This window comes from Pseudomonas sp. NBRC 111123, assembly GCF_001320205.1.
In the GTDB taxonomy this organism is placed as follows: Bacteria; Pseudomonadota; Gammaproteobacteria; order Pseudomonadales; family Pseudomonadaceae; genus Aquipseudomonas; species Aquipseudomonas putida_J.
In genome coordinates, this window is record NZ_BCAZ01000064.1 from 1 (window position 1) to 14,913 (window position 14,913).

At 64.8% G+C, this 14,913-nt stretch carries 14 protein-coding genes; 7 read left to right on the forward strand and 7 right to left on the reverse strand.

What is annotated here, in order from left to right:
• Positions 1-13 precede the first annotated feature (13 nt).
• Positions 14-607 carry a DUF4157 domain-containing protein gene (locus APH27_RS23495; protein WP_060486026.1) on the reverse strand — a complete coding sequence of 198 codons (594 nt, stop codon included), beginning with the start codon at positions 605-607 and terminating at the stop codon, positions 14-16.
• On the reverse strand, positions 594-1,157 hold the full coding sequence (locus APH27_RS23500; protein WP_027916796.1) for a TetR/AcrR family transcriptional regulator: 564 nt from the start codon (positions 1,155-1,157) through the stop codon (positions 594-596). The genes APH27_RS23495 and APH27_RS23500 overlap by 14 nt, the downstream gene beginning before the upstream one ends.
• Positions 1,158-1,245: 88 nt before the next feature.
• Between APH27_RS23500 and APH27_RS23505 the strand changes: the two genes are divergently transcribed.
• Complete coding sequence (locus tag APH27_RS23505; RefSeq protein ID WP_060486027.1) at positions 1,246-1,977, forward strand: SDR family oxidoreductase; 732 nt, start codon at positions 1,246-1,248, stop codon at positions 1,975-1,977.
• 26 nt (positions 1,978-2,003) lie between these two features.
• Complete coding sequence (locus tag APH27_RS23510) at positions 2,004-2,597, forward strand: 2-hydroxychromene-2-carboxylate isomerase (RefSeq protein WP_060486028.1); 594 nt, start codon at positions 2,004-2,006, stop codon at positions 2,595-2,597.
• A 38-nt stretch (positions 2,598-2,635) separates the two neighbouring features.
• Here APH27_RS23510 and APH27_RS23515 read toward each other — a convergent pair whose 3' ends face one another.
• The 4 genes from APH27_RS23515 to APH27_RS23530 form a co-directional block, all read right to left on the reverse strand.
• Positions 2,636-3,181 carry a cupin domain-containing protein gene (locus APH27_RS23515; protein WP_027916793.1) on the reverse strand — a complete coding sequence of 182 codons (546 nt, stop codon included), beginning with the start codon at positions 3,179-3,181 and terminating at the stop codon, positions 2,636-2,638.
• A 79-nt stretch (positions 3,182-3,260) separates the two neighbouring features.
• On the reverse strand, positions 3,261-4,466 hold the full coding sequence (locus tag APH27_RS23520; RefSeq protein WP_060486029.1) for an MFS transporter: 1,206 nt from the start codon (positions 4,464-4,466) through the stop codon (positions 3,261-3,263).
• 86 nt (positions 4,467-4,552) lie between these two features.
• Positions 4,553-5,086, reverse strand: coding sequence for a cytochrome b (locus APH27_RS23525; RefSeq protein ID WP_027916791.1), 534 nt, complete (start codon positions 5,084-5,086; stop codon positions 4,553-4,555).
• Entirely contained in the window at positions 5,083-6,129 is a 1,047-nt protein-coding gene (locus tag APH27_RS23530) for a catalase family peroxidase (protein WP_027916790.1), read from the reverse strand. The genes APH27_RS23525 and APH27_RS23530 overlap by 4 nt, the downstream gene beginning before the upstream one ends.
• A gap of 130 nt (positions 6,130-6,259) precedes the next feature.
• Here APH27_RS23530 and APH27_RS23535 point away from each other — a divergent pair, with 130 nt between their 5' ends.
• Positions 6,260-6,781, forward strand: coding sequence for a sigma-70 family RNA polymerase sigma factor (locus tag APH27_RS23535; protein WP_060486030.1), 522 nt, complete (start codon positions 6,260-6,262; stop codon positions 6,779-6,781).
• Positions 6,778-7,530 (forward strand): anti-sigma factor, encoded by a 753-nt coding sequence (locus tag APH27_RS23540; protein WP_060486031.1) that lies wholly within the window; start codon positions 6,778-6,780, stop codon positions 7,528-7,530. Before APH27_RS23535 ends, APH27_RS23540 begins: the two co-directional genes overlap by 4 nt.
• A gap of 287 nt (positions 7,531-7,817) precedes the next feature.
• On the opposite strand, the gene xthA is transcribed toward APH27_RS23540, so the two are convergent.
• Entirely contained in the window at positions 7,818-8,630 is an 813-nt protein-coding gene (xthA, locus tag APH27_RS23545; protein ID WP_027916787.1) for an exodeoxyribonuclease III, read from the reverse strand.
• Between the two features lie 164 nt (positions 8,631-8,794).
• Here xthA and APH27_RS23550 point away from each other — a divergent pair, with 164 nt between their 5' ends.
• From APH27_RS23550 to APH27_RS23560, 3 genes are read left to right on the forward strand one after another with little or no spacing between them, the layout of a single operon-like run.
• The gene (locus tag APH27_RS23550) at positions 8,795-9,445 is read left to right on the forward strand and encodes an N-acetyltransferase (protein WP_027916786.1); all 651 of its coding nucleotides are present in this window, start codon (positions 8,795-8,797) and stop codon (positions 9,443-9,445) included.
• A 53-nt stretch (positions 9,446-9,498) separates the two neighbouring features.
• On the forward strand, positions 9,499-11,241 hold the full coding sequence (locus APH27_RS23555; RefSeq protein ID WP_060486040.1) for an autotransporter assembly complex family protein: 1,743 nt from the start codon (positions 9,499-9,501) through the stop codon (positions 11,239-11,241).
• Complete coding sequence (locus APH27_RS23560; RefSeq protein WP_082435245.1) at positions 11,238-14,912, forward strand: translocation/assembly module TamB domain-containing protein; 3,675 nt, start codon at positions 11,238-11,240, stop codon at positions 14,910-14,912. Before APH27_RS23555 ends, APH27_RS23560 begins: the two co-directional genes overlap by 4 nt.
• Position 14,913 lies beyond the last annotated feature (1 nt).

Consider the following 14,913-nt stretch of genomic DNA (forward strand, 5'->3'; position numbering starts at 1 on the left):
GGGCCGGTGCAGGTTATCGGGCCTGCCCGGAGCTGCGCTCACGCAATGCCTTCCCCACCTCGGCCTCGATCGTGTAGGCCGGCCCCTCCAGTTCTTCGTAGTTGCGCGTATAGCGCCTGGCAAATTCATTCACCCCAAGCTGCTGATACTGCTGCACATGCTTCAGCTCATGGGCCCACAACGCCACGTTGTCCTCGGCATCACTGGCATGGCGGAAGATGATGGTGTCGATCAGTGTTACGGCGTTCACGTCCGGGTTCTGCAGCATGGCGTTGGCCGCCGTGACCTGCTGCTCGTCACCCACCCGGTAGCGAGCTGCATCGAGCACGGCAAAGTCGTACCAGGGTTCCAATTGCGCGCGGACGTGCAAGGGGATCGGTTGAGTGCCATTGGCAGTGGCCTCGTCTCGCGCTTGCTGCAAGGCGAACGCCAGGCTGCTCGACGCCGCGGTCTCGACATCCTTGAGGATCTGCCCGGCCTGGCCGGGGTCGATCGGCGCGCAGAAGCAGCCCATCAGGCAGACTTGGTACTGCCCGGGCGGGCAGGCCTGTTCGGCAAGCGCTGGCGCAGCCAGCAGCAGCGCCAACAGCAGGTTAACTCGCTTCATTCAATGCCCTGTCGACAAGCCGTTTACTGGCATCGAGCACCTGCTGTTGCACATCCTCGCTGGCCAGCATGCGCCCGACCACCACTGCGCCGACGCACTGGCTGATCAGCACCCAGGCCAACTCCGGGTCTTCGAGTGTTTCGCTCCACGCTGCATGCAGGCTCACCAGCCAGTGTTCGGCCTCCTCGCGCACAGGCTGCTCGGCGCGGGCGATTTCCACCCCCAGCGGCGGCAGCGGGCAGCCGCCTTCGGCATTGTGCAAGTGCGCCAGGCTCAGGTACTGCTGCAGGCAGCGGGCCAGGCGCTCGCGGCTGGCACCTTGGTTGGCCAGGCGCGCCAGCGGGCTGTTGCACAGCTCCTGGCGGACCACCTCGGTAAACAGGGCGTCCTTGGATGGGAAGTGATTGTAGAAGGCGCCGCCGGTCAGGCCGATGGCTTTCATCAACCCGGCCACGCCGGTGCTGGAAAAGCCGCCGCGCTTGGCCAGTGCGCCGCTGCTGGCCAGCAGCTTGTCGCGGGTTTGCTGCTTGTGATCCGTGGAGTAGCGCATGCACAACCTCTTCGCGCTGGCTTGACGATGGGGGCGATCATAACATAGCGTTCGTTTACTAAACGATCATTCATCAATGGGGGCAGGCATGACACAACAACAAAAAGTGGTGCTGGTGATCGGTGCCGGGGACGCCACGGGCGGGGCGATCGCCAAACGTTTTGCCCGTGAGGGTTACGTCGCCTGCATTACCCGCCGCCAGGCCGAAAAACTCCAGCCGCTTATCGATGAAATCCGCGCCAAAGGGGGCCAGGCCCATGGTTTTGGCTCGGATGCGCGAAAGGAAGAGGAGGTTGCCGAGCTGGTCGAAACCATCGAGCGTGATATTGGCCCGATCGAGGCCTTTGTCTTCAATATCGGCGCCAATGTGCCGTGCAGCATCCTTGAGGAGACACCGCGCAAGTACTTCAAGATCTGGGAAATGGCCTGCTTCGCTGGCTTCCTCACGGCGCAAGCCGTGGCCCGGCGCATGGTCACCCGTGAGCGCGGCACCATCCTCTTCACCGGCGCCACCGCCGGTACTCGCGGTGCTGCCGGTTTCGCGGCGTTCGCTGGCGCCAAGCACGGGTTGCGCGCGTTGGCCCAGAGCATGGCGCGGGAGCTGGGGCCACGGAACATCCATGTTGCCCATGTGGTGGTGGATGGTGCCATCGATACTGCGTTCATCCGCGACAGTTTCCCTGAGCGCTACGCGCTGAAGGACCAGGATGGCATTCTCGACCCGGTGCACATCGCCGACAGCTATTGGTTCCTGCATGCCCAGCCCCGCGATGCCTGGACCTTCGAACTGGACCTGCGCCCGTGGATGGAGCGCTGGTAAGCCTGACTGACCAAGGAGTGTGACGCATGAGCAAGACCGTGGAGTTTTACTTCGACCTGGGCAGCCCGGCCAGCTATCTGGCCTGGACCCAGTTGCCTACCCTCTGCGCCCGAAATGGCGCAACCCTGGTGTACCGGCCAATGCTGCTGGGCGGGGTGTTTCAGGCCACCGGCAACGCTTCGCCAGCAATGGTCCCTGCCAAGGGCCGCTACATGTTCACCGATCTTGGGCGTTATGCCCGCCGTTACGGCGTGCCGTTCGGGATGCCGCCGGGGTTTCCGGTAAACACGCTGACCCTGATGCGCGGCGTGATCGGCATGCAGCTTCGTTCACCCGGGCAGTTTGACGGGTTGGTGGCGGCACTTTTCAGGGGGCTATGGGCGCAACAGCGCAACCTGAGTGATGCTGCGACGCTGGATGAAACCCTCGGTCAGGCGGGTTTCGACCCTGCTGCGTTTCATGCCCTGGCGGCGGATGGCGAGGTCAAGGCTGAACTAAAACGGGTGACTGAAGAGGCCGTGGCGCGTGGTGTGTTTGGGGCACCGACGGTGTTTGTCGAGGGTGAGATGTTCTTCGGCCAGGATCGCCTGGATTTCGTCGAAGAAGCGCTGGCTCGATGAGGCAGGATGGCCTCGCCAAGGGCGAGGCCCTTCCGGATTCAGAAATTTGCCGGGGTGTTGGCGCTGATGATTTCCGCCTCGTCCTGGCCAATGTTCTTGAAGCTGTGCGGCAGGGTGGTGGGGATGTAGTAACCATCGCCTGAGTTGAGGATGCTCACCTGGCCATCGACCCATAGCTCCACCGTGCCACGAGTGACCAGGCCACATTCTTCGCCTTCGGCATGCACGATCGGCTCGCCGGAGTCGGCACCCGGCGCGTAGAGCTCGCGCAGCATGCGCATCTGCCGGGCTTCGACGCTGGCGCCGACCAGCAGCATGCGCAGGCCGTTCCGGCCCAGGTCCGGTTGCTCGCTGGCGCGGAATACGAAGCGCTCTTCCCGCACCGGCTCGTCGAAGCTGAAGAACTCGGCGAGGGTCATGGGGATCCCTTCGAGGAGTTTTTTCAGGGAGCTGACCGACGGGCTGACCCGGTTCTGTTCGATCTGCGAGATCGTCGAATTGGTCAACCCGCTGCGGCGGGCCAGTTCCCGTTGGGAGAGGTTGTTGCGTTCACGCACCAGTTTGAGTCGCGTCCCCGTGTCCATAGCCGCCTTGTAATCAGAGGTGTTTAAAATAATTAGCGACGCATTAAAACACACTCTGCGCGCTTGCGCGCTGTGCTTGTCAGGCCCGTTGCTCGCGCGGCAGCGGCCATAGCCCGACCAGCAAAAGCAACAGCGCCACCGCCAGGAACGGCAAGCGCGGGTCCACGGCATAGACCAGCGTCCCGGCCAGTGGGCCGATCACCGCGCCCATGCCCTGGGCTGCACCAATGGAACCTGCGGTGGCGCCTTGTTCCGAGGCCTGCATGGCATTGGCCGCCAACGCGGAAAACGCCGGGAACACGAAGCCCATGCCAGCTGCGGCGACAAAGTAGCAACTCCATAGCCACGGCGCCGTGGTGGCCAGTGCGCCACAGGCAAACCCCAGTGCCGAAACACTGGCGCCGACCCGGATCATCTTCAACGGCGGCCACTCCAGCTGGCGCAGCAACACCTGCGACAGGATCAGCGCCACCCCGACGGTGGTCAGGGCGATGCCGGCAGCCTGGGCGGCATCGGTCGGCGCCAGCTGCAGGCGGTCGAGGGCGAAGAAGCCGACGACGATCTGCGACACCGTGACGCTGAGCATGGCGCTGAACGCCACCAGCAATGGCCGGCGCAGGCGTGGGTCGCTGAGCCGGACGGGGCTGGGCGCAGGGTTCTGCGCAAGGGGCTGTGGTTTGAGCTTGAACAGCAGCACCAGGAAGGCGCTGGCCGGCAGCAGCGACATGACATGGAACGGCAGGCTGAGGCTGTGCTGTGCCAGCACTGCCGCCAGCGCGGGCCCCACCACCAGGCCGACGGCATTCGCCGCGCCCAGCGAAGCCATGGCCCGCGCCCGGCGCTGTGGTTCGACATGGTCGGCAATGAGCGCGTTGCAACCCACCGGGATGGCGGCGTAGAAGGCCCCGATGCAACCGCGGGCCAGCATCAGGCCGAAAAACGCCAGGCCCGCCCCCGGTAGCCAGCGCAACGCCCCCTCCACAAACAGGCACAGCAGCCAGTAGGCCAAGGTGAAGCCGGCGCTGCCCAGCAGCAGGATAGGGCGGCGCCCCAAGCGGTCAGACAACCGCCCCCACGGGCGCGCCAGCAGCACCCAGACCACGCCGGCCACGGTCACCGCCGCGCCAGCTTGCCAGGTGGCCATGCCCAGCAGGCGCGAGATCGGCCCGATGAGTGCGACAAAAGCCATCATCGACATGGTGCAGGCCATGTTGGCCAGCAGCAGCGGGCGCATGTCCAAGGTATTTGCAGGGATAAGCAGGGCAGGGTCCTTTGCGGCATTCATCGGGCAGTCCAGGCGAGTCGACAGAAAGTTGCCGAGCTTAATGAGAATTATTGCTTTTTGTCGACCCCGCCCGGGTTATCAGCCTTTCATTCGCTGCGCCGCACGGGGCCTGGCCACATGCTACGCAACACGCCGTCCCGGCGCACCAATGCATGCATCAGCGCCGCCCCCAAATGTACCAGCACGGTGGCGAACAGCAGATAGCCAGCCCAGCCGTGCGCCTGGCGCAGCACGGCATATAGCTGCAGGTCGTGCGGCGCGATGGCCGGCAGTTGCAGGGGGCGTGGATAGCCACCTGCCGATAGCATCGCCCAGCCCAGCAAGGGCATGGCCAGCATGAGGCCATAGAGCAGCAAATGCGAGGCGCCTGCGGCAAAGCGCTGCAAGGCCGGCAGGTCGGTTGGCAGCGGCGGGTGTGGCAAGCTCAGGCGCAGGCCTATGCGCACGATGACCAGTATCAGCAATGCCAGGCCCGTGGCCTTGTGCAGTTCGACCAGCAGTGGGTGACGTGGTGACAGATCACCGACCATGCTCACGCCGATGAACAGCATGCTGATGATCAGGATCGCCATCAGCCAGTGAACCAGGCGTGCCAACGGGTGGAAGACTTCGGGTTTCATCGCTGTGCTCCTGCGCCGAGAGACTCGCGGCTGCGGCGGTTGAAGGATTCCGAGTAAGCGGCCGAACGTGCGGCGAGGATCGGGTCGGCGGAGGGCTCGATGCCGCTGGGCAGGATCAACGGGTCGAAGTTCAGGTCACGGCAGGCGCCTTGCTCGGGGGCGTCCACCTGTTCGACCACCAGGGTGCCGGCATCGACGCTGCGCCGCTCGGCTGGCCATGGGCGGGCCGGGTCGTCCACGGCATCGCCCGGGTCTGCCAGGACCAGGCGCAGGGTCCAGCGCAGCGGCCCTTGGGCCAGGCGCTGTTGCAGGTCGTGCTGAAGGAACTGCTTGTCATCGACCTGGCCGGGCAATGCGCTGAATGGCGTTTGCGGTTCAAGCTGCCAGCGTACCGGTTGCGCCTTGCCGTTCGCATCGATCAGGCGGAAGGCGTTGATGCTGTGGTACTGGGTGCTGGCGAAGCTGTCGCTGGGTTTGTAGCTGGCCGCCCACTGGCGAAACGCTGCGCTTTCCGGATGGGCAGCGAAAAATGCCTGCAGCTTTGCCGGGTCTGGCTTGCCGGTGGCCGGGTCGGGGGCGCCTGCCAGTACCTGGTCGTAGAAACCCTGCGGGTTGCTGACCGCCAGCACAGGTGGATTGTTCATGCCGGTGCGCCAGATCTGGCCGTCATCGGTGCTCAGCTGGATCGCCAGGCTGCGCACCGGCACGCCGGTGTCAGGGGCAAACGGGTTGGCACCGCCGATGGCGAAGCGGCCGATCACCGGCACCCGCGCCTGGCTGAAGGCCCGTGCGGTCGACAAGTTTGCGGCCTGCCCGCTGGGCTGGAAGTAGCCACTGATGCAAAGGCCCTTGGCGTGGTTTTTGCGATAGCCCGGATAGTGGCCGGCCTGGGCCTCGAAGGTATCGATGATGCGTTGCGGTGTCAGCTGCGGCCCGCCGATCCAGCCGGCCGCATAGGCAAAGCCGGCGCCCAGCGCCAGCATCACGGCGCCTATGCCGGCCAGGCGCAGCGCCTTGGCGGGGCCTTGCAAGGGTGAGTTCATGGTGGTCATCCGGTTCAGTGAAGGTGCCGGTACGACGGCGCAGGGAAAAACTTATTCCATCAGCGGGAATAGATTTTCTCCCCAGGCGTCTGCCCCATACACTGACAACCCCAGCGCCCGGTACCTGACCATGCACGATCTGGACGAACAGCAGTGGCGTGAGCTGCTGCAGCGCCTGCGCCGCTTTGCCTTGTGGTTGACCCGCGAACCCGGCAGCGCCGACGACCTGGTACAGGCCACGGTCGAGCGCGCCTTGAGCCGCCGTGGCCAGCAACGCGAAGCCGAGGCACTGCGGGCCTGGCTGTTCACCATCTTGTATCGGCTGTTTCTCGATAATAAGCGCCGCGAGCGCTTGCATGCCCGCTGGTTGTCGTGGTTCGGCCGCGACGAAATGGCGCACGAAGCGGTGGGCGACAATACCGAGGATATCGTGCTGGCCCAGGCTGACTTGCAGGCCTTCGCCCATCTGTCCACCGAGCAGCGGGCCTTGCTGTTGCTGGTCAGCATCGAGGGGCTCAGTTACAAGGAGGCCGCAGCGGCCCTGGAAATACCCATTGGCACGGTGATGTCGCGGCTGTCGCGTGCCCGTGCTGCCTTGCGTGAACTGACCGAGGGCAACCCCCAGCCGCCGGCTTTGCGGAGACTCAAATGACACGCCTGATTCCTGGTGAAGACGAACTGCACGCCTTTGTCGACGACCGCCTGGAGCCGGCGCGGCGTGCCGAGGTACAGGCCTGGCTGGCGGCCAATCCGCAGCAAGCGGCGCGGGTCGAGGCCTGGCGCAACGATGCCCGGCGCTTGCGCGCGGCGTTGGCCGGCTTTGGTGAGCAGCCGGGTGTGGCGACGCTCGACCTGCGTCAGGTACAGCAGCGGGTGCGCCAGCGCCGGCAGCGGCGGCTGGCATCGGCAGCGGTATTGTTGCTGGCGCTGGGCGTCGGCGGGCTGGGGGGCTGGCAAGCACGCCAGGTCACCTTGGCGGGCAATGAGCTGCCGATGGCCGATGCAGTGCAGGCCCATCGGTTGTTCGCCGGCAGCGAGGCGCTGGATATCCAGGCCAGTGACCCGGCACAGTTGCGCGATTGGCTGGGCCGGCATTTCAGCCGTGTGGGGCAGTTGCCGGATCTGGCGGGGTATGGTTTCCAGCCGGTCGGGGCGCGGTTGCTCAGCAACGAACAGGGGCCGGCGGCGCTGCTGGTGTTCCAGGATCGCAACGGCCAGCGCATCAGCCTGTTCCTGCGCTCGCCGGGTGATCGCTATCAGCGCATGCCCCAGGGGCAGCGGGTCGATGGGCAACTGGAAGCGCGCTACTGGTCGCACGGGGCGTACAACTTTGCCCTGGTCAGCGCGGCGGACGATGGGCGTGGGGCGGGGGTGGGGGAGGCGTTGCGGTTGGGGTTGTAGCGGGTGGGTAGGGCTTGAGGCATGCAGCGGGTTTGAGATCGAGCGCCGCCCGCGCGGCGCATCGCGGATGAATCCGCTCCTACATCTGTTGCAACGTGCCGAACCTGTAGCGCCATGGTCGCCTGCCTTGCCGAATGCCTTGAGCCCTACAAACAAGGCTGACAACCATGGCCTGACAGGCATGGCCACGTTGCAACAGATGTAGGAGCGGATTCATCCGCGATGCGCCGCGCGGGCGGCGCTCGATCTTACCGGCGCCACATCCCTGACGGCATGCCCCACATCACTCAACTCAACTCAAGCCAGATCGGCGCATGGTCCGAAGGTTTTTCCATCCCGCGCAGCTCATAGTCCACTCCAGCCGCCTTGATCCGCGGCACCAGGGCCTGGGAGGTCATGATCAGGTCGATGCGCAGCCCGCGCTTGGGTTCGTCCTCGAAGCCGCGGCTGCGGTAGTCGAACCAGCTGAAGCGGTCGGCCACTTCCGGGTGCAGGTGGCGGAAACTGTCTACCAGGCCCCAACCCTTGAGGCGCTCCATCCACTCGCGCTCTTCCGGCAGGAAGCTGCACTTGCCAGTCTTCAGCCAGCGCTTGGCATTGTCCGGGCCGATGCCGATGTCGCAGTCCTGGGGCGAGATGTTCATGTCGCCCATCACCAGTACCGGCTGGTCGTTCTTGAACTGCCCTTCCAGCAGCGCTTGCAGGTCGCTGTAGAAGCGCTGCTTGGCCGGGAACTTGGTCGGGTGGTCGCGGCTTTCGCCCTGCGGGAAGTAGCCGTTCATGACCGTGATCGGGTTGCCGTCGGCATCGGCGAAGGTGCCCCAGATGAAGCGTCGCTGGGCATCTTCTTCATCTGTGGCAAAGCCTTTGAACAGACTCAGCGGCGCCTGGCGCGAGAGCAGGGCGACGCCATAATGGCCCTTCTGGCCGTGGTAGTGCACGTGGTAGCCCAGGGCCTGGACATCGGCCAGGGGGAACTGATCGTCGCTGACCTTGGTTTCCTGCAGGCCGATCACGTCCGGCTGGTGCTTTTCGATCAGCGCCGCCAGCTGGTGCGGGCGGGCCCGCAGGCCGTTGATGTTGAAACAGACGATCTTCATGGAAAGACAATCCTGGTAAAAGGCCGGATGCTAGCCGACATCGGCGTTCATCACCAGCATGGCAGCCGCGTTCAGGCACTGCTAACGTGCTGGTGGAGGTGAACGATGCGCAGTGGAGCACCTCCAAGGCACTGAATATGCCCTTTCCAGGAGGACTGCCCGCCATGCCCGAAGCCACTGCCGCCCAGGCACGTATCTGCACGCTCGATGACGGCTACAGCCGTGAGGCACGCTCGCTGCTGTACAACGCCTATCGGCACGAACCGACTTTTGCCTATATCTTCGAGGGCCAGCGCCCAGGCTACGAACGCCGGCTGCGGGTGATGGTGCGCGAGTGGGTGCGCCAGCACTTTTATCTGCAGCTGCCGGCCATCGGCCTGCTGCTGGAAGACCGCCTGATCGCCGTGGCCCTGATCGTCCCGCCACAGCGCCGCCTGGGGGTGGCCGACAGCTGGGCCTGGCGCTTGCGCATGCTACTGGGCACCGGCCAGCGCTGTACCCGTCGCTATATGGATTACCAGGCAGCGCTGGCCAGCTGCCTGCCGACCGGGCAGGTGCACATGCTGCCGCTGCTGGGCGTGCATCCACAGTTTCGTGGCCATCACTACGGTGAACAATTGTTACAAGCTGTTCATGACTGGTGCGCGGAGGACCCCAATACCCAGGGCGTGGTGCTGGACTCTGGCAACGAGCATTACCTGGCCTTTTACGCGCGCCAAGGCTACGAAGAGATTGGCGAGGTGGCTGTAGGGCCAATCCGGGAACGGGTGTTTTTTCATCCCAATCCGGTGTCATCGATGTCATCAATTGCCTGAAGTGGGCTGTCAGGCGCCTCCCTTGAGCGCTTGGCTCTGGTAGCATGCGCCGCATGACGTATTCAGGAAGACTAACCTGGGGCCTGGTTTTCTGGGCCGCCGGTTTCGCAGCATGGGGCCAGAGCGAGTTGCTGGTGAAGGTAAAACCAGCCAACAAGGAGCTCAAGGCCAATGTCGAAGGCTATATCGGTAACCTTGGTGACCGCGATGAAGAAGCGCTGCTGCGTTTCAGTCGTGGGGCCCAGGAGCAGGCGCGCAAGGCCGCGCAGGCACTTGGCTACTATCAGGCGCAGGTCGACACCGAAGTCAAACCGCCTGCCAAGGCCGATCAATCCCCCCAACTGATCATCAAGATCGACCCCGGCGAGCCTGTGCGCCTGCGCAACGTGACCGTGCGCATCGAAGGGCCGGCCAGCGAGATGAAGGCCTTTCGCGTGCCTGACAGCAGGGCATTACGGCCGGGCGAGCAGCTCAACCATGGCCTGTACGAGGATGCCAAACGGCTGATCCAGAACCAGGCTTCGCGTTATGGCTTCTTCAGTGGCCACTTCACGCGCCAGCGCCTGGCCGTCGACCCGCAGGCCGGCGTGGCCGACATCGAGCTGGTTTACCAGAGTGGGCCGCGCTATCGCCTCGGGGCAGTGACATTCAGTGGTGACACGCCGCTGGACGAAGACCTGCTGCAACGCATGGTCTCGTTCAAGCCCGGCACGCCTTACGATTCCGAACTGATCGCCGGGCTCAACAACGACCTGCAATCGAGTGGCTATTTTGAAGGTGTGCGGGTCGATGCCACACCCACCGCAGCGGTCGGTGAAGACATCCCCGTGGATGTACGCCTCGAGACCCGCAAACCACGCACCATGGGCCTCGGCCTGGGCTTTTCGACCGACGTCGGCCCGCGCGGCAAGGCCAACTGGACGCGGCACTGGGTCAACCCGCAAGGCCACAGTTATGGCTGGGAGACCGAACTGTCGGCACCGCGGCAAAACGTCGGTCTGTGGTATGACGTGCCTCTCGATCCGCCCCTGACCGACAAACTGCGCTTTGCCGGCGGCTACCAGAACGAAGAAATCGCCGGCACCGACACCCTCAGCAAGCTGCTGACCGTCGGCCCTGAGTGGCACAGCAAGCTGCCCAGCGGCTGGCAGCGGGTGATCTCGCTCAAGTATCAGCGCGAAGAGTATCGCCTGGGCGATGACTCGGGGCTGAGCAAACTGTTGATGCCGGGTGTGAGTTTTTCCTACCTGCGCAGTGACAACCGCATCGACCCGCATAACGGCTACCGCTTGCAGTTCGACACCCAGGTGGCCAAGGAAGGGCTGATGTCCGACACCAACCTGTTGCATGGCAATGTCCTGCTCAAGGGCCTGACCACCCTTGGCCACAACCACCGCTTCCTCGGCCGGGTGCAGTTTGGTGGCAGTGCCACCAACGGCTACAAGAACAACATTCCACCGTCGCTGCGCTTCTTCGCCGGTGGCGATCAGAGCGTGCGCGGCTACGACTACCAGACCCTGTCGCCGAAGAACAGCGACGGTGACCGTATCGGTGGCCGCTATCTGGTCGCGGGCAGTGTCGAGTATCAGTACTCGCTGGCCGAAAAATGGCGGGTGGCAACCTTCATCGACCAGGGCAACGCGTTCAACACCCTGGAACTGCCAAGCCTCAAGACCGGGGTTGGTATCGGTGTGCGCTGGGTGTCGCCGGTAGGGCCGCTGCGCCTGGACCTGGCCAAGGCGCTCGATGACGATGGCGGAATTCGCCTGCACTTCTCCATGGGGCCCGAGCTGTGATGCGTGTGTTCAAATTCATTCTGCTGGGCATGCTCGGCAGTGTGCTGCTGGTGGCCCTGGCCCTGGGCCTGTTGCTGGGGACCGAAAGCGGCAGCCGCTGGGCCTTGGGCCGGGTACCTGGGCTGACCCTCGACGATTTCCAGGGGCGCCTGGCGGGCACCTGGCAGGCCAGCCGTTTGAGCTGGGTCGATGGCGGCAACCGGGTTGAAGTCGAGGCACCGTTGCTCAACTGGTCGCCCGCTTGCCTGCTGCGGGCCACGCTGTGTATCGAGCAACTGCATGCACGGCGCGTCGACATGGCATTTGCGCCAGGTGACGAGCCGGCCGAGAGCGGCCCTGTGCAACTGCCGACGCTGCGCTTGCCGCTGGCCATCGAAGTGGGCGAGGTCAAGGTGGGTCAGTTGCGCCTGGATGGCAGCGACCTGCTGGGCGATTTGCATCTGGCGGCGCACTGGAATGCAACTGGCCTGCGCGTCGAAAGCCTGCAGCTGCAACGCGACGACCTGCGCGTGGATGTGCAGGGTGACCTGCAGCCTGAGGGCGACTGGCCGCTGCAATTGCAAGGGCACGTGCAGTTGCCGGCGGTGGAGGGCAAGGCCTGGCAACTGGCGCTGAACGCCAAGGGCGAGCTGCAGAAGTCCCTCATCCTCGACGCCACCAGCAGCGGCTACCTTGATGCCCGCCTGAGCGGGACGGTACAGGCCCTTGCCGAACACCTGCCGGCGAAACTGCAGATTCGCTCCGATGCCTTCAAACCAACGGCTTCGCTGCCCGACACGTTGCAGCTCAATCAGCTCGTGCTGGATGCCCAGGGCGATCTGCTCAAGGGCTATCATCTGTCCGGCACCGCCAGCTTGCCGGCCGAACAGTCACCGATCGCCCTGGTGCTGACCGGCACGGTGGACGCCAAGGGCGCCAAGCTGGATGCCCTGGACCTGACGGCCAGCGAAAGCCAGCGCGTAAAGCTGCAGGCCAGTGCTGACTGGCAGCACGGCCTGAAGGCTGACGCGCAGCTCGACTGGCAGGATTTCCCGTGGCTGCGCCTGTACCCGCTCGAAACTCCGCCGCAGGTGACACTCAAGCGGTTCAATGCTCAGGTGCAATACCGCGATGGCAACTACAACGGTACCTTCAACGGTGACCTCGATGGCCCGGCAGGTGCGTTCACCCTGGCCAGCCCGTTCGAAGGTGACCTGAGCCAGGTGCGCTTGCCGCAGGTGGCGATGACTGCCGGGCAGGGCAAGGCGGCTGGCAGTGTCGCGGTGCGCTTCGCTGATACCCTGGCCTGGGATGTCGACCTGCAACTGTCGGCCCTGGACCCTGCCTACTGGCTCGCTGAGTTACCCGGGACCCTGGCCGGGCCGTTGCGCAGCAAGGGTGAAATGAAAGGTGAACAGCTCAGCCTGGATGCCCAGCTCGACCTCAAGGGGCGCCTGCGCGGGCAACCTGCGGTGCTCAAGGTCGAAGCGCAAGGTGCCGGGCAGAACTGGACACTCGGCGCCTTGGCCGTGCAATTGGGTGATAACCGTATCAATGGCAGCGGCAGCCTGCAGCAGCGTCTGGCCGGGCGTGTGGACCTCGATCTGCCGCGGCTGGGCCAGCTGTGGCCGAGGTTACAGGGGCAGGTCAAGGGCCGCCTGGATGTCAGCGGCACGCTGAACGCGCCGCAGGGCAACCTGACTTTGCAGGGCCAGCAACTGGCACAGGAAGAAAACCGCATCCAGCGGCTCGACCTGGATGCGCGCCTGGACAACGCTCAGCGCGGGGTGCTTGACCTCAAGGCCAACGGCATCCGCCTGGGCGACACGCTGTTGGGGACCTTGCAGGCCAATGGCAAGGGCGACATTCGTCAGCAGGCACTGACCTTGGCCCTGGATGGCCCGCAGCTCACGCTTGACCTGGGCCTGGATGGCCAGTTGAGCAAAGGCGACTGGCGCGGGCGCCTGGCCAGCGGCAGGATCCAGGCTGGCGGCCAGGACTGGCAGTTGCAGGCTCCGGCCCGCCTGCAGCGGCTGGCCAATGGGCAACTGGATTTCGGCGCCCATTGCTGGCGATCCGGCCAGGCCAGCTTGTGCGGCGAGGACCAGCGCCTGGCGCCCGAGCCACGCCTGCGCTATCACCTCAAGCAGTTCCCGCTGGGCAGCCTGGCACAATGGCTGCCTAAGGACTTCGCCTGGCAGGGTATGCTCAATGCCGACGTGAACCTGGATATCCCGGCCAGCGGCCCGAAAGGCACCGTTGGTGTCGATGCCAGTGGCGGCACGTTGCGCGTGCGTGACAAGGGTCGCTGGATCGACTTCCCCTATCAGACCTTGCGTCTGGAAAGCACCCTGGCGCCGCGCCGGGTCGATACACGCCTGGACTTTCGCGGCGAACGCCTGGGCGAGTTGAGCCTGAATACGCGCCTCGACCCGTTGGGCAAGGGCAAACCGCTGTCGGGTGACTTCCGCCTGGCCGGGCTGGATCTGTCTATCGCCCGTCCTTTCGTGCCGATGGTCGAGCGCCTGACGGGGCAATTGAAGGGTAGTGGGCGCCTGACCGGCACCCTGCTTGCGCCTCAGGTCAACGGCAACCTGATGCTCAGCGGTGGCGAGGTCAGCGGTGCCGAGCTGCCGATCAGCCTGCAGGAGCTGTCGCTGCAGGCCTCTATCGCCGGTGAGCAGGTGCTGCTCAACGGAGGCTGGCGCAGCGGCGATGCCGGGCGCGGCCAGCTCAACGGCCACCTGACCTGGGGCCAGGCATTGGGCATGGACCTACGCCTGCAGGGGCAACAGTTGCCCGTGACGGTCGAGCCCTATGCCACGCTTGAAGTCGCGCCAGACCTCAACCTGCGCCTGATCGACGACAAACTGGCGGTGACCGGCAAAGTGCTGGTGCCCAAAGGCAAGATCACCGTGCGCGAGTTGCCACCCTCGACCGTCAAGGTCTCGGACGACACGGTCATCGTCGGCCACCAGACCGAGGAGGGCAAACCGCCCATGGCGATGGCGATGGACATCGATGTGGTAGTGGGGCAGGACAAGTTGTCGTTCAGCGGCTTCGGCCTGACCGCCAACCTGCTCGGCCATGTGCACATTGGCGACAACATGGACACCCGTGGTGAGTTGAGCCTGTCCGATGGCCGCTACCGTGCCTACGGCCAGCGCCTGACCATTCGCCGCGCCCGGCTGCTGTTCGCCGGGCCGATCGACCAGCCATATCTGGATATCGAGGCCATCCGCAAGGTTGACGATGTGATTGCCGGTATTCGCCTGAGCGGCAGTGCCGAGCAGCCGAACACCACAGTGTTCTCGGAACCGGCCATGAGCCAGGAGCAGGCACTGTCCTATCTGGTACTCGGGCGCCCGCTGGGGACCTCGGGGGAAGACAACAATATGCTTGCCGAAGCGGCATTGGGCCTGGGCCTGGCGGGCAGTGCCGGGATCACCGGTAGCCTGGCATCTGGCCTGGGGATCGATGACTTCCAGCTGGACACCGAAGGTTCCGGTAACAGCACCAGCGTGGTGGCCAGTGGCAACCTGACCGAGAAGCTCAGCTTACGCTACGGGGTGGGGGTGTTCGAGCCGGCCAATACCATTGCGCTGCGCTACAAGTTGAGCAAGAAGGTGTATCTGGAGGCCGCCAGTGGGCTGGCAAGCTCCCTGGATATCTTCTACAAGCGCGACTTCTGAG

Coding starts and splice junctions, on each gene's coding strand:
- APH27_RS23495 (WP_060486026.1), bottom strand. CDS start 607: ATGAAGCGAGTTAACCTGCTGTTGGCGCTGCTGCTGGCTGCGCCAGCG.
- APH27_RS23500 (WP_027916796.1), bottom strand. CDS start 1,157: ATGCGCTACTCCACGGATCACAAGCAGCAAACCCGCGACAAGCTGCTG.
- APH27_RS23505 (WP_060486027.1), top strand. CDS start 1,246: ATGACACAACAACAAAAAGTGGTGCTGGTGATCGGTGCCGGGGACGCC.
- APH27_RS23510 (WP_060486028.1), top strand. CDS start 2,004: ATGAGCAAGACCGTGGAGTTTTACTTCGACCTGGGCAGCCCGGCCAGC.
- APH27_RS23515 (WP_027916793.1), bottom strand. CDS start 3,181: ATGGACACGGGGACGCGACTCAAACTGGTGCGTGAACGCAACAACCTC.
- APH27_RS23520 (WP_060486029.1), bottom strand. CDS start 4,466: ATGAATGCCGCAAAGGACCCTGCCCTGCTTATCCCTGCAAATACCTTG.
- APH27_RS23525 (WP_027916791.1), bottom strand. CDS start 5,086: ATGAAACCCGAAGTCTTCCACCCGTTGGCACGCCTGGTTCACTGGCTG.
- APH27_RS23530 (WP_027916790.1), bottom strand. CDS start 6,129: ATGAACTCACCCTTGCAAGGCCCCGCCAAGGCGCTGCGCCTGGCCGGC.
- APH27_RS23535 (WP_060486030.1), top strand. CDS start 6,260: ATGCACGATCTGGACGAACAGCAGTGGCGTGAGCTGCTGCAGCGCCTG.
- APH27_RS23540 (WP_060486031.1), top strand. CDS start 6,778: ATGACACGCCTGATTCCTGGTGAAGACGAACTGCACGCCTTTGTCGAC.
- xthA (WP_027916787.1), bottom strand. CDS start 8,630: ATGAAGATCGTCTGTTTCAACATCAACGGCCTGCGGGCCCGCCCGCAC.
- APH27_RS23550 (WP_027916786.1), top strand. CDS start 8,795: ATGCCCGAAGCCACTGCCGCCCAGGCACGTATCTGCACGCTCGATGAC.
- APH27_RS23555 (WP_060486040.1), top strand. CDS start 9,499: ATGACGTATTCAGGAAGACTAACCTGGGGCCTGGTTTTCTGGGCCGCC.